At 70.7% G+C, this 15,018-nt stretch carries 12 protein-coding genes; 7 read left to right on the top strand and 5 right to left on the bottom strand.

The window, feature by feature from the left end:
• Positions 1 to 115 precede the first annotated feature (115 nt).
• Positions 116 to 2,287, top strand: a complete 2,172-nt coding sequence (locus OG933_RS20835) for a hypothetical protein (protein ID WP_405628379.1) — start codon at positions 116 to 118, stop codon at positions 2,285 to 2,287.
• A gap of 180 nt (positions 2,288 to 2,467) precedes the next feature.
• On the opposite strand, the gene OG933_RS20830 is transcribed toward OG933_RS20835, so the two are convergent.
• Together OG933_RS20830 and OG933_RS20825 are read right to left on the bottom strand one after the other, a co-directional pair.
• A complete protein-coding gene (locus OG933_RS20830) occupies positions 2,468 to 4,036 on the bottom strand; it encodes an ABC transporter permease (RefSeq protein ID WP_405628376.1) in 1,569 nt (522 codons plus the stop codon).
• Positions 4,033 to 4,923, bottom strand: coding sequence for an ABC transporter ATP-binding protein (locus OG933_RS20825; protein WP_362522308.1), 891 nt, complete (start codon positions 4,921 to 4,923; stop codon positions 4,033 to 4,035). Before OG933_RS20825 ends, OG933_RS20830 begins: the two co-directional genes overlap by 4 nt.
• A gap of 73 nt (positions 4,924 to 4,996) precedes the next feature.
• On the opposite strand from OG933_RS20825, the gene OG933_RS20820 reads away from it, so the two are divergent.
• Entirely contained in the window at positions 4,997 to 5,512 is a 516-nt protein-coding gene (locus OG933_RS20820; protein WP_171398517.1) for a GbsR/MarR family transcriptional regulator, read from the top strand.
• A gap of 20 nt (positions 5,513 to 5,532) precedes the next feature.
• Here OG933_RS20820 and OG933_RS20815 read toward each other — a convergent pair whose 3' ends face one another.
• A complete protein-coding gene (locus OG933_RS20815) occupies positions 5,533 to 7,065 on the bottom strand; it encodes an APC family permease (protein ID WP_405628374.1) in 1,533 nt (510 codons plus the stop codon).
• Positions 7,066 to 7,233: 168 nt separating this feature from the next.
• On the opposite strand from OG933_RS20815, the gene OG933_RS20810 reads away from it, so the two are divergent.
• Together OG933_RS20810 and eutC are read left to right on the top strand one after the other, a co-directional pair.
• The gene (locus tag OG933_RS20810; RefSeq protein WP_405628371.1) at positions 7,234 to 8,673 is read left to right on the top strand and encodes an ethanolamine ammonia-lyase subunit EutB; all 1,440 of its coding nucleotides are present in this window, start codon (positions 7,234 to 7,236) and stop codon (positions 8,671 to 8,673) included.
• A complete protein-coding gene (eutC, locus tag OG933_RS20805) occupies positions 8,670 to 9,497 on the top strand; it encodes an ethanolamine ammonia-lyase subunit EutC (RefSeq protein ID WP_405628368.1) in 828 nt (275 codons plus the stop codon). Before OG933_RS20810 ends, eutC begins: the two co-directional genes overlap by 4 nt.
• Positions 9,498 to 9,592: 95 nt before the next feature.
• On the opposite strand, the gene OG933_RS20800 is transcribed toward eutC, so the two are convergent.
• Complete coding sequence (locus OG933_RS20800; RefSeq protein ID WP_405628366.1) at positions 9,593 to 10,465, bottom strand: diacylglycerol kinase; 873 nt, start codon at positions 10,463 to 10,465, stop codon at positions 9,593 to 9,595.
• A gap of 206 nt (positions 10,466 to 10,671) precedes the next feature.
• Between OG933_RS20800 and OG933_RS20795 the strand changes: the two genes are divergently transcribed.
• The 3 genes from OG933_RS20795 to OG933_RS20785 all read left to right on the top strand — a co-directional run bounded on the left by OG933_RS20795 (position 10,672) and on the right by OG933_RS20785 (position 14,319).
• On the top strand, positions 10,672 to 11,955 hold the full coding sequence (locus tag OG933_RS20795; RefSeq protein ID WP_028806748.1) for an adenylosuccinate synthase: 1,284 nt from the start codon (positions 10,672 to 10,674) through the stop codon (positions 11,953 to 11,955).
• Positions 11,956 to 12,098: 143 nt separating this feature from the next.
• Positions 12,099 to 13,928: a bifunctional metallophosphatase/5'-nucleotidase gene (locus OG933_RS20790; protein ID WP_405628364.1), complete on the top strand. Its 1,830-nt coding sequence runs from the start codon at positions 12,099 to 12,101 to the stop codon at positions 13,926 to 13,928.
• A gap of 97 nt (positions 13,929 to 14,025) precedes the next feature.
• Positions 14,026 to 14,319 carry a hypothetical protein gene (locus OG933_RS20785; RefSeq protein ID WP_054241858.1) on the top strand — a complete coding sequence of 98 codons (294 nt, stop codon included), beginning with the start codon at positions 14,026 to 14,028 and terminating at the stop codon, positions 14,317 to 14,319.
• A gap of 20 nt (positions 14,320 to 14,339) precedes the next feature.
• On the opposite strand, the gene OG933_RS20780 is transcribed toward OG933_RS20785, so the two are convergent.
• Complete coding sequence (locus tag OG933_RS20780; RefSeq protein WP_020129216.1) at positions 14,340 to 14,990, bottom strand: hypothetical protein; 651 nt, start codon at positions 14,988 to 14,990, stop codon at positions 14,340 to 14,342.
• Positions 14,991 to 15,018: the final 28 nt, after the last annotated feature.

The raw sequence follows: 15,018 nt of genomic DNA, 5'->3' as shown, positions 1-15,018 counted from the left end.
CGGGTTCCCCACCCGCGCCACTCACGGGTCCGGGTCGGCTGCCCGTGGCTCCGGTTAGGGCCGCGCGCAGAAAACTCCCGCGCGTCTGCTCGTGCGGCTCTGCGATCATCCCCGGATGGCGCACAGTCTCGAACCGCTGGTCATCCGGCACACCCATCGCCTTCCCTTCCCGAAGGGCTCCGCCGGGCAAGGAGCCACCGCCGCGCGGCAGTTCGACGCGGCGCTGACGTCCGTGGGCTTCAAGCTCTCGGCGGAGCTGCTGGAGCACCTGTCGGGGCTGTCCGAGGCCGCGGTCGCGCACACCGCCCGACGGACGCTGCGCACCGTGAGCGAGATGGTGGGCGACCACGTCCGGCACAACGCGTACTTCATCGACTTCCCGGCGAACGTGCCGGACACCGAAGAGTTCTGGATGCGGTGTGTGACGAAGGCGCTCGGCGACGACAAGGCGCGCGAGAACGTGCTGACGCAGCTGGCACACGGGGTGCTGGACCTGCTCAGCCTCCCCACCTACGGCCGCTACCAGCACACCTACGAGGAGCTGCTCGCGGCGCAGGACGAGCTGATCGCCTCGGCGGGCGACCGGGTGACCGTCCTGCATCTCGGGCGGGACCTGGACGACGAACTCACCGACCTGTACCTGGCCCTGGCGGGCAGCACGACGCCGCTGGGCGAGGAGCACCTGCGCGATCTCAAGGCCCTCGCCGAGCAGTGCGCGCTCGGCCCCCAGCCGGAGTCGATCCCGGTCCGGGAGAACCGGGCGGTCGTCAACGAGGCCCGTCTCGCCGTCGGCGCGGACCTGCTCCTGGACACCGTCGTCGATGTGCTGCGGCTGGCCTGCGCGCTGTCCGGCGGCGACGTGACGCTGGGGGAGCCGACCCGGTTCCGGGCGCTCTCGCGGCCGGCCCGCCGTGCGCTGCTCGCGGGCCTCGACGCCGTGGTCGCGGCGAACCCCGCCAAGCTCGCCGATGTGCACGCGTACCGCGAGCCCTTCAAGCGGCTCGGTGAGCGTCTCCACCCGCACGAGTACCCGCGCTGGCTGCACGCCGCCGACGTGTTCGCCGTGGCGCGGGGCGAGAAGGAGGCGCGGTCCTTCGACAGCCGTGCCGAGAAGCTGCTCGACGAGTTCGACGTCCTCGGTGCGGTGCGGCTGCTGGAGTCCGCTCCCGGCAAGCTGTTCCGCGCCCTTGACCTCCTGCTGCGTATCGCCGCCGACCAGGAGGCGCGGGACGCGGTGGTGGCCGCCGCGGTGCGGGTCGCCCCCGAGGTCTCCGGCCGGGTCGTGCTCTCGGTCCGCGAGCACTTCCACAACCGGGAGCGGGAGACCGACGAACCCCGTATCTTCGTCAACCGCCTGGGCCGCGCCTGGGTGACCCCCGACCACCGGCCGCCCGTACCGGCCGCCGACCGCGATCGTCTGATCGCCGCCCTCGACGCCGAGCTGCGCCGCAGGCTTCCGGCGCCGGGGCGGCTGCTCGTCGACCCCGACATCCTCGACGTGGCGCTCCCGCTCAGCGGCAGGGCGACCGCGGCCGGGCTCGGCGTGCTGCCCCGGGGCTCCGTCTCCGCGGTGGACGGCGAACAGCTGCGCTTCTTCGTGTACTGGAAGGAGACCGAGCGCCGGACCGACTACGACCTCTCGGCGCTGCTCCTGCACGCCGACTACAGCACCGACTCCTGGCTCTCCTACACCTCTCTCAGGGCTGTCGGGGGCGTGCACTCGGGTGATGTCACCGAGGCGCCCGACGGGGCCTCGGAGTTCATCAACCTGTCCCTGGACCGGGTACGCAGCTCGTTCATCGTGCCGCAGGTCAACATCTACGCCGGCGAGAGCTTCGAGGAGGTCGAGGAGTCGTTCTTCGGTTTCATGCTGCGCGACGGTGAGCAGAAGGGCCGGCCGTTCGAGCCGCGCACGGTGCGGATGAAGTCGGAGCTGCGCGGGGCGGGGCGGGTGGCGCTGCCGCTGGTGTTCCGGCGCGAGGCCGACGGCCGGTGGCGCGCGAAGTGGCTGCACCTGTATCTGAAGGGCATCTCGTCGGCCAACCGGGTCGAGGAGAACCAGGTGTCGGTGTCCAAGGCGGTGCGCGCCATCGTGGAGCGCGAGCAGCTGACGGTGTGGTACCTGATCGACCTGATGTGCGGCGACACCACGGATGCGGAACTGTGGGACGGCGAGCCGGTCCCGGACGAGCCCGTGACGTACATCGGTCTCGAACGTCCCGAGGGGCTGCACCCGGACTCCCGGGTCATCACGCTCGAAAATCTGCGCGACCTGATCCCGGGCTGACTGCTAGCGTTGCCCACGGCGAGGCCATGAAGGGGCTTCCTTCTCAATTTCCTGCAATGAAACAAGTTCCTTCGCTTTCCTCGCCGTCGACTTCGACCGGGAGGCGCCCACGCGGCGCCTCCCGGTTTTCGTGCGGCATCCGTGCGCCGACCGCCATGGTGAACCCGGCCCGCGGGCGCCCTAGGTCGTCAGGTCCCGCCGTCGCAGCGCCGCCAGCCCCGCGGCCACCAGCGCCGCCGCCGCACCCGAGAGCACCAGCACAGGCCCCCACCGCATCCCGCCGCCCGGCAGCTTCGGCAGGTGACCGAAGGGCGACAGGTTCAGGACGGCCTGCGGAGCGTCCAGGGCCGGGCCGATCCAGCCGATGAGCAGGATCGCGCCCGCCACACCCCACGCGGCCGGCGCCAGTCGCGGGGCCGTGCCGTACAGCAGGACGGCCAGGCCGCCGACCAGCCAGATCGCCGGGAGCTGCACCAGACAGGCGCCCAGGATCGGCAGGACCTCCTTGCCGTAGCCCGCCGCGAAGCCCAGCCCGGCCAGGAGCATGATCAGGGTGGCGCCGACGAAGGCGGTCAGGAGGTGACCGGCCGCCCAGCGCAGCCGGCCCACCGCGTTCGCCAGGACCGGTTCCGCGCGGCCCGACGTCTCCTCGCCGTGCAGCCGCAGGACGGACGACACGATGAACAGGGCCGCGATCAGGCCGAGCATGCCGATCATCGAGGCGAGGAACGCGTCCGTCAGATCCGACCGGCCGCCCATCCGTTCGAAGATCTCGCGGGCCCTGTCGTTGTCGGCGACCAGGTCGGCCGCGCCCTCGGTGAGCCCGCCGTACACCACCCCCGCGAGGAAGAAGCCGACGCTCCAGCCCAGCACGGCGCCCCGCTGCAGCCGCCGGGCCAGCGCGGAGGCCGTGCCCAGACGTCCTGTCGGGGGGCCCGGCCGAGTGGGCAGGAAGCTCATGCCCACGTCCCGGCGGCCGGCCAGCCCGTACGCCAGCGCGCCCTGCGCCACGACCGTCGCCGCGAACAGGGACAGCACCCACCACCGCTCGTCCGCGAACGCCCGCAGGTTCTCCAGCCAGCCCAGCGGTGACAGCCAGGTCAGCACGGAGGTGCCCCCATCGGTCGCCGAGTCCCCCGCCGCCCGCAGGACGAATGCGGCGCCCAGGGCGGCGGCCGTCAGGCCGCGGGCCAGCCGTGCGCTCTCGGTGAGCTGCGCGACGATGGCCGCCATGGTCGCGAACAGCATGCCCACCCCGGCGAGCCCGAGGCCGAACGCGACCGCGCCCGCCGCTCCCTGACCCGCCAGGCCCGCCGTCACCAGCAGGGCCAGCACGGCGTTGGCGACGCCCGCCGCCAGCAGGGCCGCCGTCAGGGAGGCGCGGCGGCCGACCATGCCGGACGCGAGGAGTTCCTGGCGGCCGCTCTCCTCCTCGTCACGGGTGTGCCGTACGACGATCAGCAGGCTCGTCACGGCGGCGAGCGCGCCCGCGTACACGCCCACCCGCCAGGCCGTCAGCGCGCCGATCGAGTCGTCGAAGACGGGGCCGATCAGGGCCCGCAGGGAGGCGTTGGTCTCCAGCTGCCGCAGCAGGTCGGCCCGGTCGGCCGGGGTGCCGTAGAGGCTCTCGAGCGTGTTCGGCATGGAGAGGACCATCAGGGTGTTCACGGCCACCCAGACGGGGATCAGCACCCGGTCGCGGCGCAGCGCGAAGCGCAGGAGCGGGCCGGTGCCCGCCAGCGTGGTCATGCCCGCGCCTCCTGGTAGTGCCGCAGGAACAGCTCCTCCAGCGTCGGTGGCGTCGACCTCAGCGACCGTACGCCCGAGTCCGCCAACGACCGCAGCACCGCGTCGAGTTTGTCGGTGTCGACGTGCAGCGTCACGTGCTTTCCCTGTACGTCGAGGTCGTGCACGCCCGGCAGCTGGGCCAACCCGTTGGGGGAGTGGGCGAGTTCGGCCGTCACGCTCGTCCTCGTCAGGTGGCGCAGGTCGGCCAGTGAGCCCGTCTCCACGGTGCGGCCCTTGCGGATGATGCTGACGCGGTCGCACAGTTCCTCGACCTCGCTGAGGATGTGGGAGGACAGCAGGACCGTCCGGCCGCGGTCCCGTTCCTCCCGTACGCAAGCCTGGAAGACCTCCTCCATCAGGGGGTCCAGGCCCGAGGTCGGCTCGTCCAGGATCAGCAGGTCGACGTCGGAGGCGAACGCGGCCACCAGGGCGACCTTCTGGCGGTTGCCCTTGGAGTACGTACGGCCCTTCTTGGTGGGGTCCAGTTCGAAGCGGTCGATCAGGTCGGCCCGGCGGGCCGGGTCCAGGCCGCCGCGCAGTCTGCCGTACAGGTCGATGACCTCGCCGCCGGAGAGGTTGCGCCACAGGGTCACGTCGCCCGGGACGTACGCGATGCGGCGGTGTGCCTCGACCGCGTCGGTCCACGGGTCGCGGCCGAGGACCTGCGCGGCGCCGGAGTCGGCGCGCAGCAGGCCGAGCAGGACGCGGATGGTGGTGGACTTGCCGGCGCCGTTGGGGCCGAGGAAGCCGTGCACCTCACCGGTCTCGACCTCCAGGTCGAGGCCGTCCAGAGCGTGGGCACGGCCGAAGGACTTGTGCAGTCCGGACACCGAGATGGCCTTCGTCATGCTTCAGAACGTACGCTTCTTTCAGAAATTTGTGAAGTTAAGGAAGACGGTGAACCGACGTTAGGATGAGGCCATGGCGGACGAACGGGTCGAGCGGGAAGAAGCCGGTGGTCACCGGGACGCCGATGCCGTGTCGCGGTTCGTCGAGTCCTTCGCGGCGCAGCTCGTCGAGGCCGGAATGCAGCGGATGCCCGCCCGGGTCTTCGCCGCGCTCCTCTCCTCGGACGAGGGCGCGATGACCTCCGCCGAGCTGGGCGACCAGCTGCGGATCAGCCCCGCGGCGGTGTCCGGCGCGGTGCGTTACCTGGCCCAGCAGCACATGGTCTCGCGGGAGCGCGAGCCCGGTTCACGGCGCGAGCGCTACCGGGTGCACAGCAACCAGTGGTACGAGGCTCTCACCAACCGCGAGACCGTGCTCAAGCGGTGGGAGGGCGCGCTGCGCGAGGGCGTCACCAGCCTCGGCGGCGACACTCCCGCCGGACGCCGCATGGCCGAGACGCTCGCCTTCTTCGAGTTCGTCGACGGCGAGATCTCGGCCATGATGGAACGCTGGCGCGTCCACCGGGCCACCGTGTTCGGGGAGGGCTAGCACGCTGGGGCCGGCACGCGCTAGCGCTCCTTCGTCTCCTCCAGCACCGTCCGCCCCAGCAGCAGGTAGCGGGACGGGTCCCGGCGCTTGAGGTACTGGGCGTACCCCACGCCGGCCACCGCGATCAGCGCGACCAGCCACGGCGTCGCCTTCAGCACCAGCGAACCCGACTCCGGCCCGGCCGCGACCCCCATGTTGGACACCAGCAGCGTGACCACGGCGAGCATCGCGACGCCGCCGACCAGCGGGGCGGTGAACGTCCTGAACCAGTGCCTGCTCTCGGGGTGGTGGGAGCGGAAGTAGACCAGCACGGCGAACGAGCACACCGCCTGCACCACCAGGATCGCCATCGTGCCGAGGATCGCGAGCAGCACGTACGTACCGGTGTACGGGTCCTTGCCCGCCGCCCAGAACGCGCCGATCAGCACGGCCGAGACGACGGTCTGGACCAGGCCCGCGATGTGCGGGGAGCCGTGCCGGGCGTGGGTGCGGCCGACGGTGTTCTTCAGGGAGGGCAGCACGCCCTCGCGGCCCAGGGCGTACATGTAGCGGGCGGCGCAGTTGTGGAAGGCCATGCCGCAGGCCAGCGAACCGGTGATCATCAGCCACTGCATGACGTCGACGGCCCAGTGGCCGACGTACCGCTCGGTGGGGCCGAAGAACAGGCCGAGCGGGTTGTCGCCGGCGACCTTCACGGCCGACGACTGTCCGGTGCCCGTGATGGCCATCCAGGAGACGAACACGTAGAAGACGCCGACGCCCAGCACCGAGATCATCGTGGCCTTGGGGATGATCTTCTTCGGGTTGCGCGACTCCTCGCCGTACATGGCCGTCGACTCGAAGCCGACCCAGGACCAGAACGCGAAGAAGAGTCCGAGGCCCGCGCTGGTCCCCTTGAAGGCGTTGACCGGGTTGACCGGGTCGATGCTGAAGCCGTCCGGGCCGCCGCCGTGGAAGGCGACCGAGACCGCCATCGCCGCGAGGATCGTCACCTCGGTGGCGAGCAGGACGACGAGCAGCTTCTCGGCGACGGAGACGCCGAACCAGGTGCCCGTCGCGTTGACCGCGAGCATCAGCACCGCGAACGCCCACCAGGGGATGTCGAGGCCCGTCTGGTCGTGCAGGGTGGTGGTGGCGAAGGTCGAGAAGATGCCGATCAGCGCCGGCTCGAACACCACGTACGCGAAGGTCGCGAGCAGCCCCGAGGCGAGCCCGACCGAGCGGCCGAGGCCGTAGGAGATGAAGCCGTAGAAGGCGCCCGTCGAGGTGATGTGCTTCGCCATCGAGGTGAAGCCGACGGAAAAGATTGCCAGGACGACCATTGCGACGAGATAGCTCGCCGGGGCGCCGATGCCGTTGCCCGACGACACCATGAAGGGCACGTTGCCGGTCATCGCGGTGATCGGCGCGGCCGTCGCGACGGCCATGAAGACCACCCCGAGCAGACCGATGGCGTTGGGCTTGAGCCGGTGAACGGTGCCTTCCTCGCCTGATTTCGCCGCTGTGTCCGTCGCCGCGCCCGCCGCTGAGGCGACGCCCTCGTCCACTGCCATCGGGTGGCCCCTCTCTGGTCGTCCGCTGGTGTGCTGGACCGGAACTCTGTAGCCCGAATGAGTCGGTCAAGGGTGTCGGGGCGTTAAATGCTTGTCAACCAGACCTTTAGAAATCTGGCAGACCCTTGAGAAATCTGGTCGCAACACGCGCCTCGTACGGTCGCCGCCATGAGCGCCTACACCTCCACCCTCGGCGGCGAGCGGTACCGCTTCGACTCGCTCGCCCGGCTGCTCGCCGCCGCGAGCCCCGAACGCTCCGGCGACCGCCTGGCCGGTCTCGCGGCGCAGGACGCCCGGCAGCGGGTCGCCGCGCGCTGGGCGCTGGCGGACGTGCCGCTGACCGACTTCCTGACCCGGCCCCTGATCCCCTACGAGGACGACGACGTCACCCGGCTGATCCTCGACACCCACGACCCGGCCGCCTTCGCGCCGGTGGCGTCGAGGACGGTCGGTGAGCTGCGGGAGTGGCTGCTGTCGGAGGCCGCGGACGCGGTGACACTGGCCGCGCTGGCGCCGGGGCTCACCCCGGAGATGGCGGCCGCCGTCTCCAAGCTCATGGGGAACGCGGATCTGGTGGCGGTGGCCCGGAAGATACGGGTGGTGACCGCGTTCCGCTCGACCATCGGGCTGCCGGGCCGACTGGCCACCCGCCTCCAGCCCAACCACCCGACCGACGACCCGGCGGGCGTCGCGGCGGCGCTTCTCGACGGCCTCCTGCTGGGCTCCGGCGACGCGGTGATCGGCGTCAACCCGGCCACCGACAGCCCGAAGGCCGTACGGGACCTGCTGGAACTGCTGGACGGGGTGATCGGCCGGTACGCGATCCCCACCCAGTCCTGCGTGCTGTGCCACGTCACCACCAGCGTGGACCTGATGGAGCGGGGCGCCCCCGTCGACCTCGTCTTCCAGTCCGTCGCGGGCACCCAGGCCGCGAACGCCTCCTTCGGGGTCACCCTCGGCCTGCTCGACGAGGCGTACGAGGCGGCTCTGGCGCTGGAGCGGGGGACGGTCGGCCGGAACGTCATGTACTTCGAGACCGGGCAGGGCAGTGCCCTCTCCGCCGGCGCCCACCACGGGGTCGACCAGCAGACGGTCGAGGCGCGGGCGTACGCGGTCGCCCGCCGCTACGACCCGCTGCTGGTGAACACGGTCGTCGGCTTCATCGGCCCGGAGTACCTCTACGACGGCCGGCAGATCCTGCGCGCCGCCCTGGAGGACCACTTCTGCGGCAAGCTGCTCGGCCTGCCCATGGGCCTGGACATCTGCTACACCAACCACGCCGACGCCGATGACGACGACATCGCCACGATGCTGACGATGCTCGGCGTGGCCGGGGCCTCCTTCGTGATCTGCACCCCTGGCGGCGACGACATCATGCTCAACTACCAGTCGGCCTCGTACCACGACGCGTTGTACCTGCGGGAGGTGCTGGGGCTGCGCCCGGCGCCGGAGTTCGAGGCATGGCTGGATTCGATCGGGCTGCTGGACCCGCGCGGCGGCATCCGCCAACTGTCCGGAACGGCCCACCCGTTGACGGAGATCGCCACCACCGGGACCGCCGTCGGCGGGACCACCGGACACGCCACCGGACGGGAGCTCGCGGCATGACCCTCAACCAGATCACCGACGGCCGGATCACCGACGGCCAGGTCACCGACGGCCAGGTCACCGACAACCGGATCACCGACGGCCAGGGCGAGCTGTGGGCGTCCCTGCGCCTGCGCACCCAGGCCCGTATCGGCCTGGGCCGGGCCGGTTCCGCCCTGCCCACCCGGCACCGCCTGGAACTCCAGGCGGCGCATGCCGCCGCCCGGGACGCGGTGCACTCGCCGTTCGACCCGGACGCGGTGGCCGCGCGGCTGACCGGCACCTCGGTGGTCCGGGTCCGCAGCGCCGCCCCCGACCGCCTCACCTACCTCCAGCGCCCCGACCTGGGCCGCCGGCTGAACCCCGTCGACCGGGCCCATCTGCCCACGGGCGGGTGGGACGTCGTCTTCGTGGTCGCCGACGGACTCTCCAGCCGGGCGGTGCACGAGCACGCGGCGGCGCTGATCCGGGCGACGACCGCGCGGCTGCCGTCCGGCACCGGGGTGGCGCCCGTCGTCCTCGCCGAACAGGCCCGGGTGGCCCTCGGTGACGACATCGCGCACGCCATGGGCGCCACGGCCGTGGTGCTCCTCGTCGGCGAACGCCCCGGCATGTCGGCGGCGGACTCCCTGGGCGCGTACCTGACCCACCGGCCCGTACCGGGCGTCACCACCGACGCCGACCGCAACTGCCTGTCCAACATCCGCCCGCCGCTGGGCCTCGCCTACGAGACGGCGGCGACGAAGCTGGTGGCGCTGCTGGCCGGGGCGCGGGAGCTGGGCCGGTCGGGGGTGGGCCTGAAGGACGAGTCCGGCGACGAGGCTGTAGTCGAGCGACTGCCATGAGTGGCGGATGGTTTCGTGGCGAGGGGAGGGCGCATCATGACGTTGATGACGGAGCGACCGACGATGAACGGCACCGGACAACGGGCAGGCCTGACTCACCGCCCCGGCAGCATCAGCCCCAACGCCCCCTCGCGCACCGTCCAGGTGCGCACGCGTACCGGCCCCGCGACCGCCGCGTCCGCCCGGTAGCGGAAGTCCGCGCCCGAGACGGTCACCGTCCGCCCCCGCGCCTCCAGGGGCACCGCCACCGCGCCCAGGGACAGCGGCCGCACCCGCACGAACGCCGTGCCGGAGGGTCCCGGGGTCACCGACACCGCCTCCACCGGCTGGTCGAGGTCGACCAGGGTCACCCCGTCGACCTCGATCCGCAGCCGGGCCGGGCCGGGTGTGGCCGGGGCGGCGGAGAGCCGGGACGGCCGTGACGGCACCAGCGTCCGGAAGAGCGACTGGTAGGTCCGCAGCCAGGGGTGGCCACCGCCCTGTTCGAGGCCGGCCTCCGCCACGGTCGGGTCCGACTGCGCGGCGAGCGGCACCGGCGGGATCCGCAGCGCGCCCAGCACCACCCCGTCGCTGTCGTCCACCAGTACGTCCAGGCGCCGCTCGGCGCCGTCCAGGACGGCCCGGGCCGCCGCCACCGCACCCGAGGGCACCCCCAGGGCGTGCGAGACGCCCAGGCCCGCACCCACCGGCACCACCGACAGCACGGTTTCGGCCAGGGCCCGCTGGCGGTGCAGCAGGGCCACCGCCCGCATCAGCGCGCGGTCGTCGCCGACGACCACCGGCCGCCGCGAGCCCCGCCGGGCCAGCACCCGGGCGAATTCGTCCTGGTCCTCGGGCAGGCACACCTTCGTACTCGCCGCACCCGCGCTGAGCACGTCTTTCGCGATGCGTACGGACTCCCCGTCCCAGCGCCGGGCGACCGGATCGATGATCACCAGCAGCTGATCGGACGTCGCGAAAGTCGCCACCTCGGTCCTGCCTCGCTTCCTCGGGTAGCATCTTTGTGCAAGAGCCCCTTGCGCTATTGCGCCAGGGGCTTGGTCTATTCCGGGGCATCCGGGTCCGACAAGCGGCGACCGACGACGGTCGCGGTGCACGTGGTGCACGCGGTGGAAAGTGCCACCGCGTACGCCCCTGGCCTTGGACATGCCCCACCCGGAAGGGGTGTACGCGCGTGCCCGCACTTGTGCTGCTCGGTGCTCAGTGGGGTGACGAAGGCAAGGGAAAGGCCACCGACCTTCTCGGTGGCTCGGTGGATTACGTAGTGCGTTACCAGGGCGGCAACAACGCCGGCCACACGGTCGTCGTGGGCGACCAGAAGTACGCACTCCACCTGCTCCCTTCGGGAATTCTGTCACCCGGCTGTACGCCGGTCATCGGTAACGGTGTCGTTGTCGACCCGTCGGTCCTGCTCTCCGAGCTGAGCGGTCTGAACGAGCGCGGCGTCGACACGTCGAAGCTGCTGATCAGCGGCAACGCGCACATCATCACCCCGTACAACGTCACTGTCGACAAGGTGACGGAACGCTTCCTCGGAAAGCGCAAGATCGGCACCACCGGCCGCGGTATCGGCCCGACCTACGCCGACAAGATCAACCGGGTCGGCATCCGGGTCCAGGACCTGTACGACGAGTCGATCCTCACCCAGAAGGTCGAGGCGGCGCTGGACGGCAAGAACCAGCTGCTGACCAAGCTGTACAACCGCCGTGCGATCGCGGTCGACCAGGTCGTCGAGGAACTGCTCGGCTACGCGGAGAAGCTCGCTCCGTACGTCACCGACACGGTCCTGCTCCTCAACCAGGCGCTCGAGGCGGACAAGGTCGTCCTCTTCGAGGGCGGTCAGGGCACGCTCCTCGACATCGACCACGGCACGTACCCCTTCGTCACCTCGTCGAACCCGACCGCGGGCGGCGCCTGCACGGGCGCGGGCGTGGGTCCGACGAAGATCAGCCGGGTCATCGGCATCCTGAAGGCCTACACGACCCGCGTCGGCTCGGGCCCGTTCCCGACCGAGCTGTTCGACGAGGACGGCGAGGCGCTGCGCCGCATCGGCGGCGAGCGGGGCGTGACGACCGGTCGTGACCGCCGCTGCGGCTGGTTCGACGCGGTCATCGCCCGCTACGCGACCCGCGTGAACGGCCTGACGGACTTCTTCCTGACGAAGCTCGACGTCCTGACCGGCTGGGAGCAGATCCCGGTCTGCGTGGCGTACGAGATCGACGGCAAGCGCGTCGAGGAACTTCCGTACTCGCAGAGCGACTTCCACCACGCGAAGCCGATCTACGAGACCCTGCCCGGCTGGTCCGAGGACATCACCAAGGCGAAGTCCTTCTCCGACCTGCCGAAGAACGCGCAGGCGTACGTCAAGGCGCTGGAGGAGATGTCCGGCGCCCCGATCTCCGCGATCGGCGTGGGTCCGGGCCGGGACGAGACGATCGAGATCAACTCGTTCCTGTAGTCCCACGGGCCACCTCGGCTTGGGCCGGTCTTGGACATCCTTGACCGGCCCATGGCCTGTTCGCGGTTACGCCCGTAACTGGCGGAAGCAAGCATCTACGCGGGTAGTTGCCCCTCCTTCCTCACCAGTTCCAGGAGCCCCGTATGCCCGTGAACCCCATGAACCGGCGTGAGTTCGTGCAGAAGTCGGCCGTCACCGGAGCGGCCGTGGCCGTCGCGGGAGCGGTCGGTTCCGGTAGCGCCGAGGCCGCCACCGGCCACGCCGGCCACGCGCCCGGGAAGCCGCCCCGCACCTGGTCGTTCTCCATCCTGGGCACCACCGACCTGCACAGTCACGTCTTCGACTGGGACTACTACACCGACGCCGCGTACACGGACAGCAAGGGCAACTCGGTCGGGGTCGCCCGGGTCGCCACGCTCGTCAAGCAGCAGCGGGCGGCGAAGGGCGAGGATCACGTCCTCCTCGTCGACGCCGGCGACATCATCCAGGGCACCTCGCTCGCCTACTACTTCGCGCGCGTCGACCCGATCACCGGGACCGACGGCAGGCAGGGGCCGAAGCACCCCATGGCCGTCGCCATGAACCACATGCGCTACGACGCCGCCGCCCTCGGCAACCACGAGTTCAACTACGGCATCGAGGTGCTGCGGAAGTTCGAGCAGCAGTGCCGCTTCCCGCTGCTCGGCGCGAACGCGCTGGACGCCAAGACCCTCAGGCCCGCCTTCGCCCCGTACACGGTCAAGAAGATCCGCGTCCCGGGCGCCCCCGACATCAAGGTCGGCATCCTGGGGCTCACCAACCCCGGCATCGCCCTGTGGGACAAGGACAACGTCAGCGGCAGGATGGTCTTCCCGGGGCTGGTGGAACAGGCGAAGAAGTACGTGCCGAGACTGCGGGCGCTGGGCTGTGACGTCGTCTTCCTGACCGATCACTCCGGGCTCGACGGATCGACCTCCTACGGCGACGCGCTCCCGTACGTCGAGAACGCCTCCAACCTCGTCGCCGAGCAGGTCCCCGGCATCGACGCGATCCTCGTCGGGCACACCCACGTCGAGGTTCCCTCGTACACCGTCAAGAACGCGGAGACCGGCGAGGAGGTCCTGCTCTCCGAGCCGTACTGCTGGGGCTATCGGCTGACCGTCTTCGACTTCGAACTCGAACTCCACCACGGGCGCTGGAAGGTCACCGGCAAGAAGGCCCAGACGCTCGACCCCCGCACCGTCGACGAGGACCCGGAGATCACCAGGCTCCTCAAGGCCGACCACGACCTGGTCGTGAAGTACGTCAACACGGCCGTGGGCACCTGCACGCAGGACCTGTCGGCGGCGGAGTCCTGCTGGAAGGACGTCCCGATCATGGACTTCATCCACGAGGTCCAGATGAAGGCGGTGGCCGCCGGGCTGTCGGCCGCCGACGCCGCCCTGCCCCTGATCTCCGTCGCCGCGCCCTTCAGCCGCACCGCCGACATCCCGGCCGGTGACGTCACCATCCGCGACATCGCCGGGCTCTACATCTACGACAACACCCTGTACGGCAAGAAGCTCACCGGCGCCCAGCTCAAGGACTACCTGGAGTTCGCGGCGAGGTACTACCACCAGGTGCCGGCGGGCACGGCGGTCGACACCGCGACCCTGACCAACGCCAACAGCTTCTGGGACTACATGTACGACACGGCGGCGGGCGTCTCGTACGACATCGACATCGCGCAGGCGGAGGGGGCGCGGATCAGGAACCTCACCTACGACGGCGCCGCCGTCGCCGACGACCAGGTCTTCGTGGTCGCCGTCAACAACTATCGCGCCAACGGCGGCAGCGGCTACCCGCACATGGCCGCCGCCGACATCGCCTACAGCTCCACCGATGAGATCCGTCAGCTGATGATCGACTACGTCACGTCCGAGGGAACCCTGGACCCGGCCGGCTTCGCCGCCGCCGACTGGAAGCTGACGCAGGCCGGCACGGCCGTCTTCTGACGCCGGCCGGCCGGCCCCGAGTCAGGGGAGAAATGCCGCATACAGGCATATCCTGGGGTTGACAGACATGTGTGTCGACCAGAAGGAAGTGACTGCGATGCGCATGATGCTGAAGGCGTCCATGGACACCGAGAAGGCGAACGAGGCCATCCGCAACGGCACCCTCGGGAAGCTGATCGAGGAGTCCATGGCGCAGCTCAAGCCCGAGGCCGCCTACTTCACCACCGACCACGGCAAGCGCACCGCCTTCCTGTTCTTCGACATGGAAGAGAGCGCGCAGATGCCCGTGCTCAGCGAACCGTTCTTCCTCAACCTCGGGGCCGAGATCTCCTACACCCCGGTGATGAACAGGGAGGACGTACAAAAGGGCCTCTCGCAGCTCGGCCGTTGACCGCCCACCCGACCGGCCGCTCAGCTGAACACGATCATCGACCCCTGCGCCAGACTCCGCGTCGCCGCCGCGTGCAGCCCGAGCCAGACGTGCCGCTCGCGCGCGAAGGGGCTGGAGTCGTACGGTGCCGGAACGGCGGGCTCCTCCAACTCCGTGGGCCCGGCGGGCGGTTGCGGAGCCAACGGCGGATTGGCCGGATCGATGCCGATCGACGGGGCCACGAACTCCAGTTCCCGCAGCAGGGACTGCGCGGAACCCAGGGGTCCGCCGCCCGCGAGGAGTTCGTCGTTGGACAGGGGCTGCGGGAAGTCGACCGGAACGTAGGCGCCCGCGTGGTCGTAGTGCCAGACCAGGTGCGACTGCTGGGCCGTCGCCTCGAACATCTCCAGGAGCTGCTCGTAGTCGCCGCCCAGCGCGTCCACCGGCGTCACCGGCAGCCCGCACACCTGGAGGAGGTAGGCGCGGCGCAGGAAGTGCAGGGCGTCGTAGTCGAAGCCGGCCACCGGGGCGACCTCGCCGGACAGCCCCGGCATGTACTGGTACACCGGCACGGGCGGCAGACCCGCCTCGGCCAGCACCTTGTTGTACTGGGCGAGTTCGTCGGCGAAGGGATTGTCGGGGGTGTGGCACAACACGTCGACGAGTGGCACCAGCCACAGGTCACAGGCCAAAGAGAGCTCCTCACTCAGTACGTTGACC

The sequence above is a fragment of the Streptomyces sp. NBC_00016 genome (assembly GCF_045040885.1).
GTDB classification, from domain to species: Bacteria; Actinomycetota; Actinomycetes; order Streptomycetales; family Streptomycetaceae; genus Streptomyces; species Streptomyces coriariae.
The sequence above is the reverse complement of the archived record's forward strand: the minus strand, read 5'-3'. Positions and strand labels throughout refer to the sequence as shown.

What these genes read in the sequence shown, in the direction of transcription:
- OG933_RS20835 (WP_405628379.1), top strand. Translation starts at nt 116, where the DNA reads ATGGCGCACAGTCTCGAACCGCTGGTCATCCGGCACACCCATCGCCTT.
- OG933_RS20810 (WP_405628371.1), top strand. Translation starts at nt 7,234, where the DNA reads ATGAGCGCCTACACCTCCACCCTCGGCGGCGAGCGGTACCGCTTCGAC.
- OG933_RS20825 (WP_362522308.1), bottom strand. Translation starts at nt 4,923, where the DNA reads ATGACGAAGGCCATCTCGGTGTCCGGACTGCACAAGTCCTTCGGCCGT.
- OG933_RS20815 (WP_405628374.1), bottom strand. Translation starts at nt 7,065, where the DNA reads ATGGCAGTGGACGAGGGCGTCGCCTCAGCGGCGGGCGCGGCGACGGAC.
- eutC (WP_405628368.1), top strand. Translation starts at nt 8,670, where the DNA reads ATGACCCTCAACCAGATCACCGACGGCCGGATCACCGACGGCCAGGTC.
- OG933_RS20820 (WP_171398517.1), top strand. Translation starts at nt 4,997, where the DNA reads ATGGCGGACGAACGGGTCGAGCGGGAAGAAGCCGGTGGTCACCGGGAC.
- OG933_RS20830 (WP_405628376.1), bottom strand. Translation starts at nt 4,036, where the DNA reads ATGACCACGCTGGCGGGCACCGGCCCGCTCCTGCGCTTCGCGCTGCGC.
- OG933_RS20790 (WP_405628364.1), top strand. Translation starts at nt 12,099, where the DNA reads ATGCCCGTGAACCCCATGAACCGGCGTGAGTTCGTGCAGAAGTCGGCC.
- OG933_RS20785 (WP_054241858.1), top strand. Translation starts at nt 14,026, where the DNA reads ATGCGCATGATGCTGAAGGCGTCCATGGACACCGAGAAGGCGAACGAG.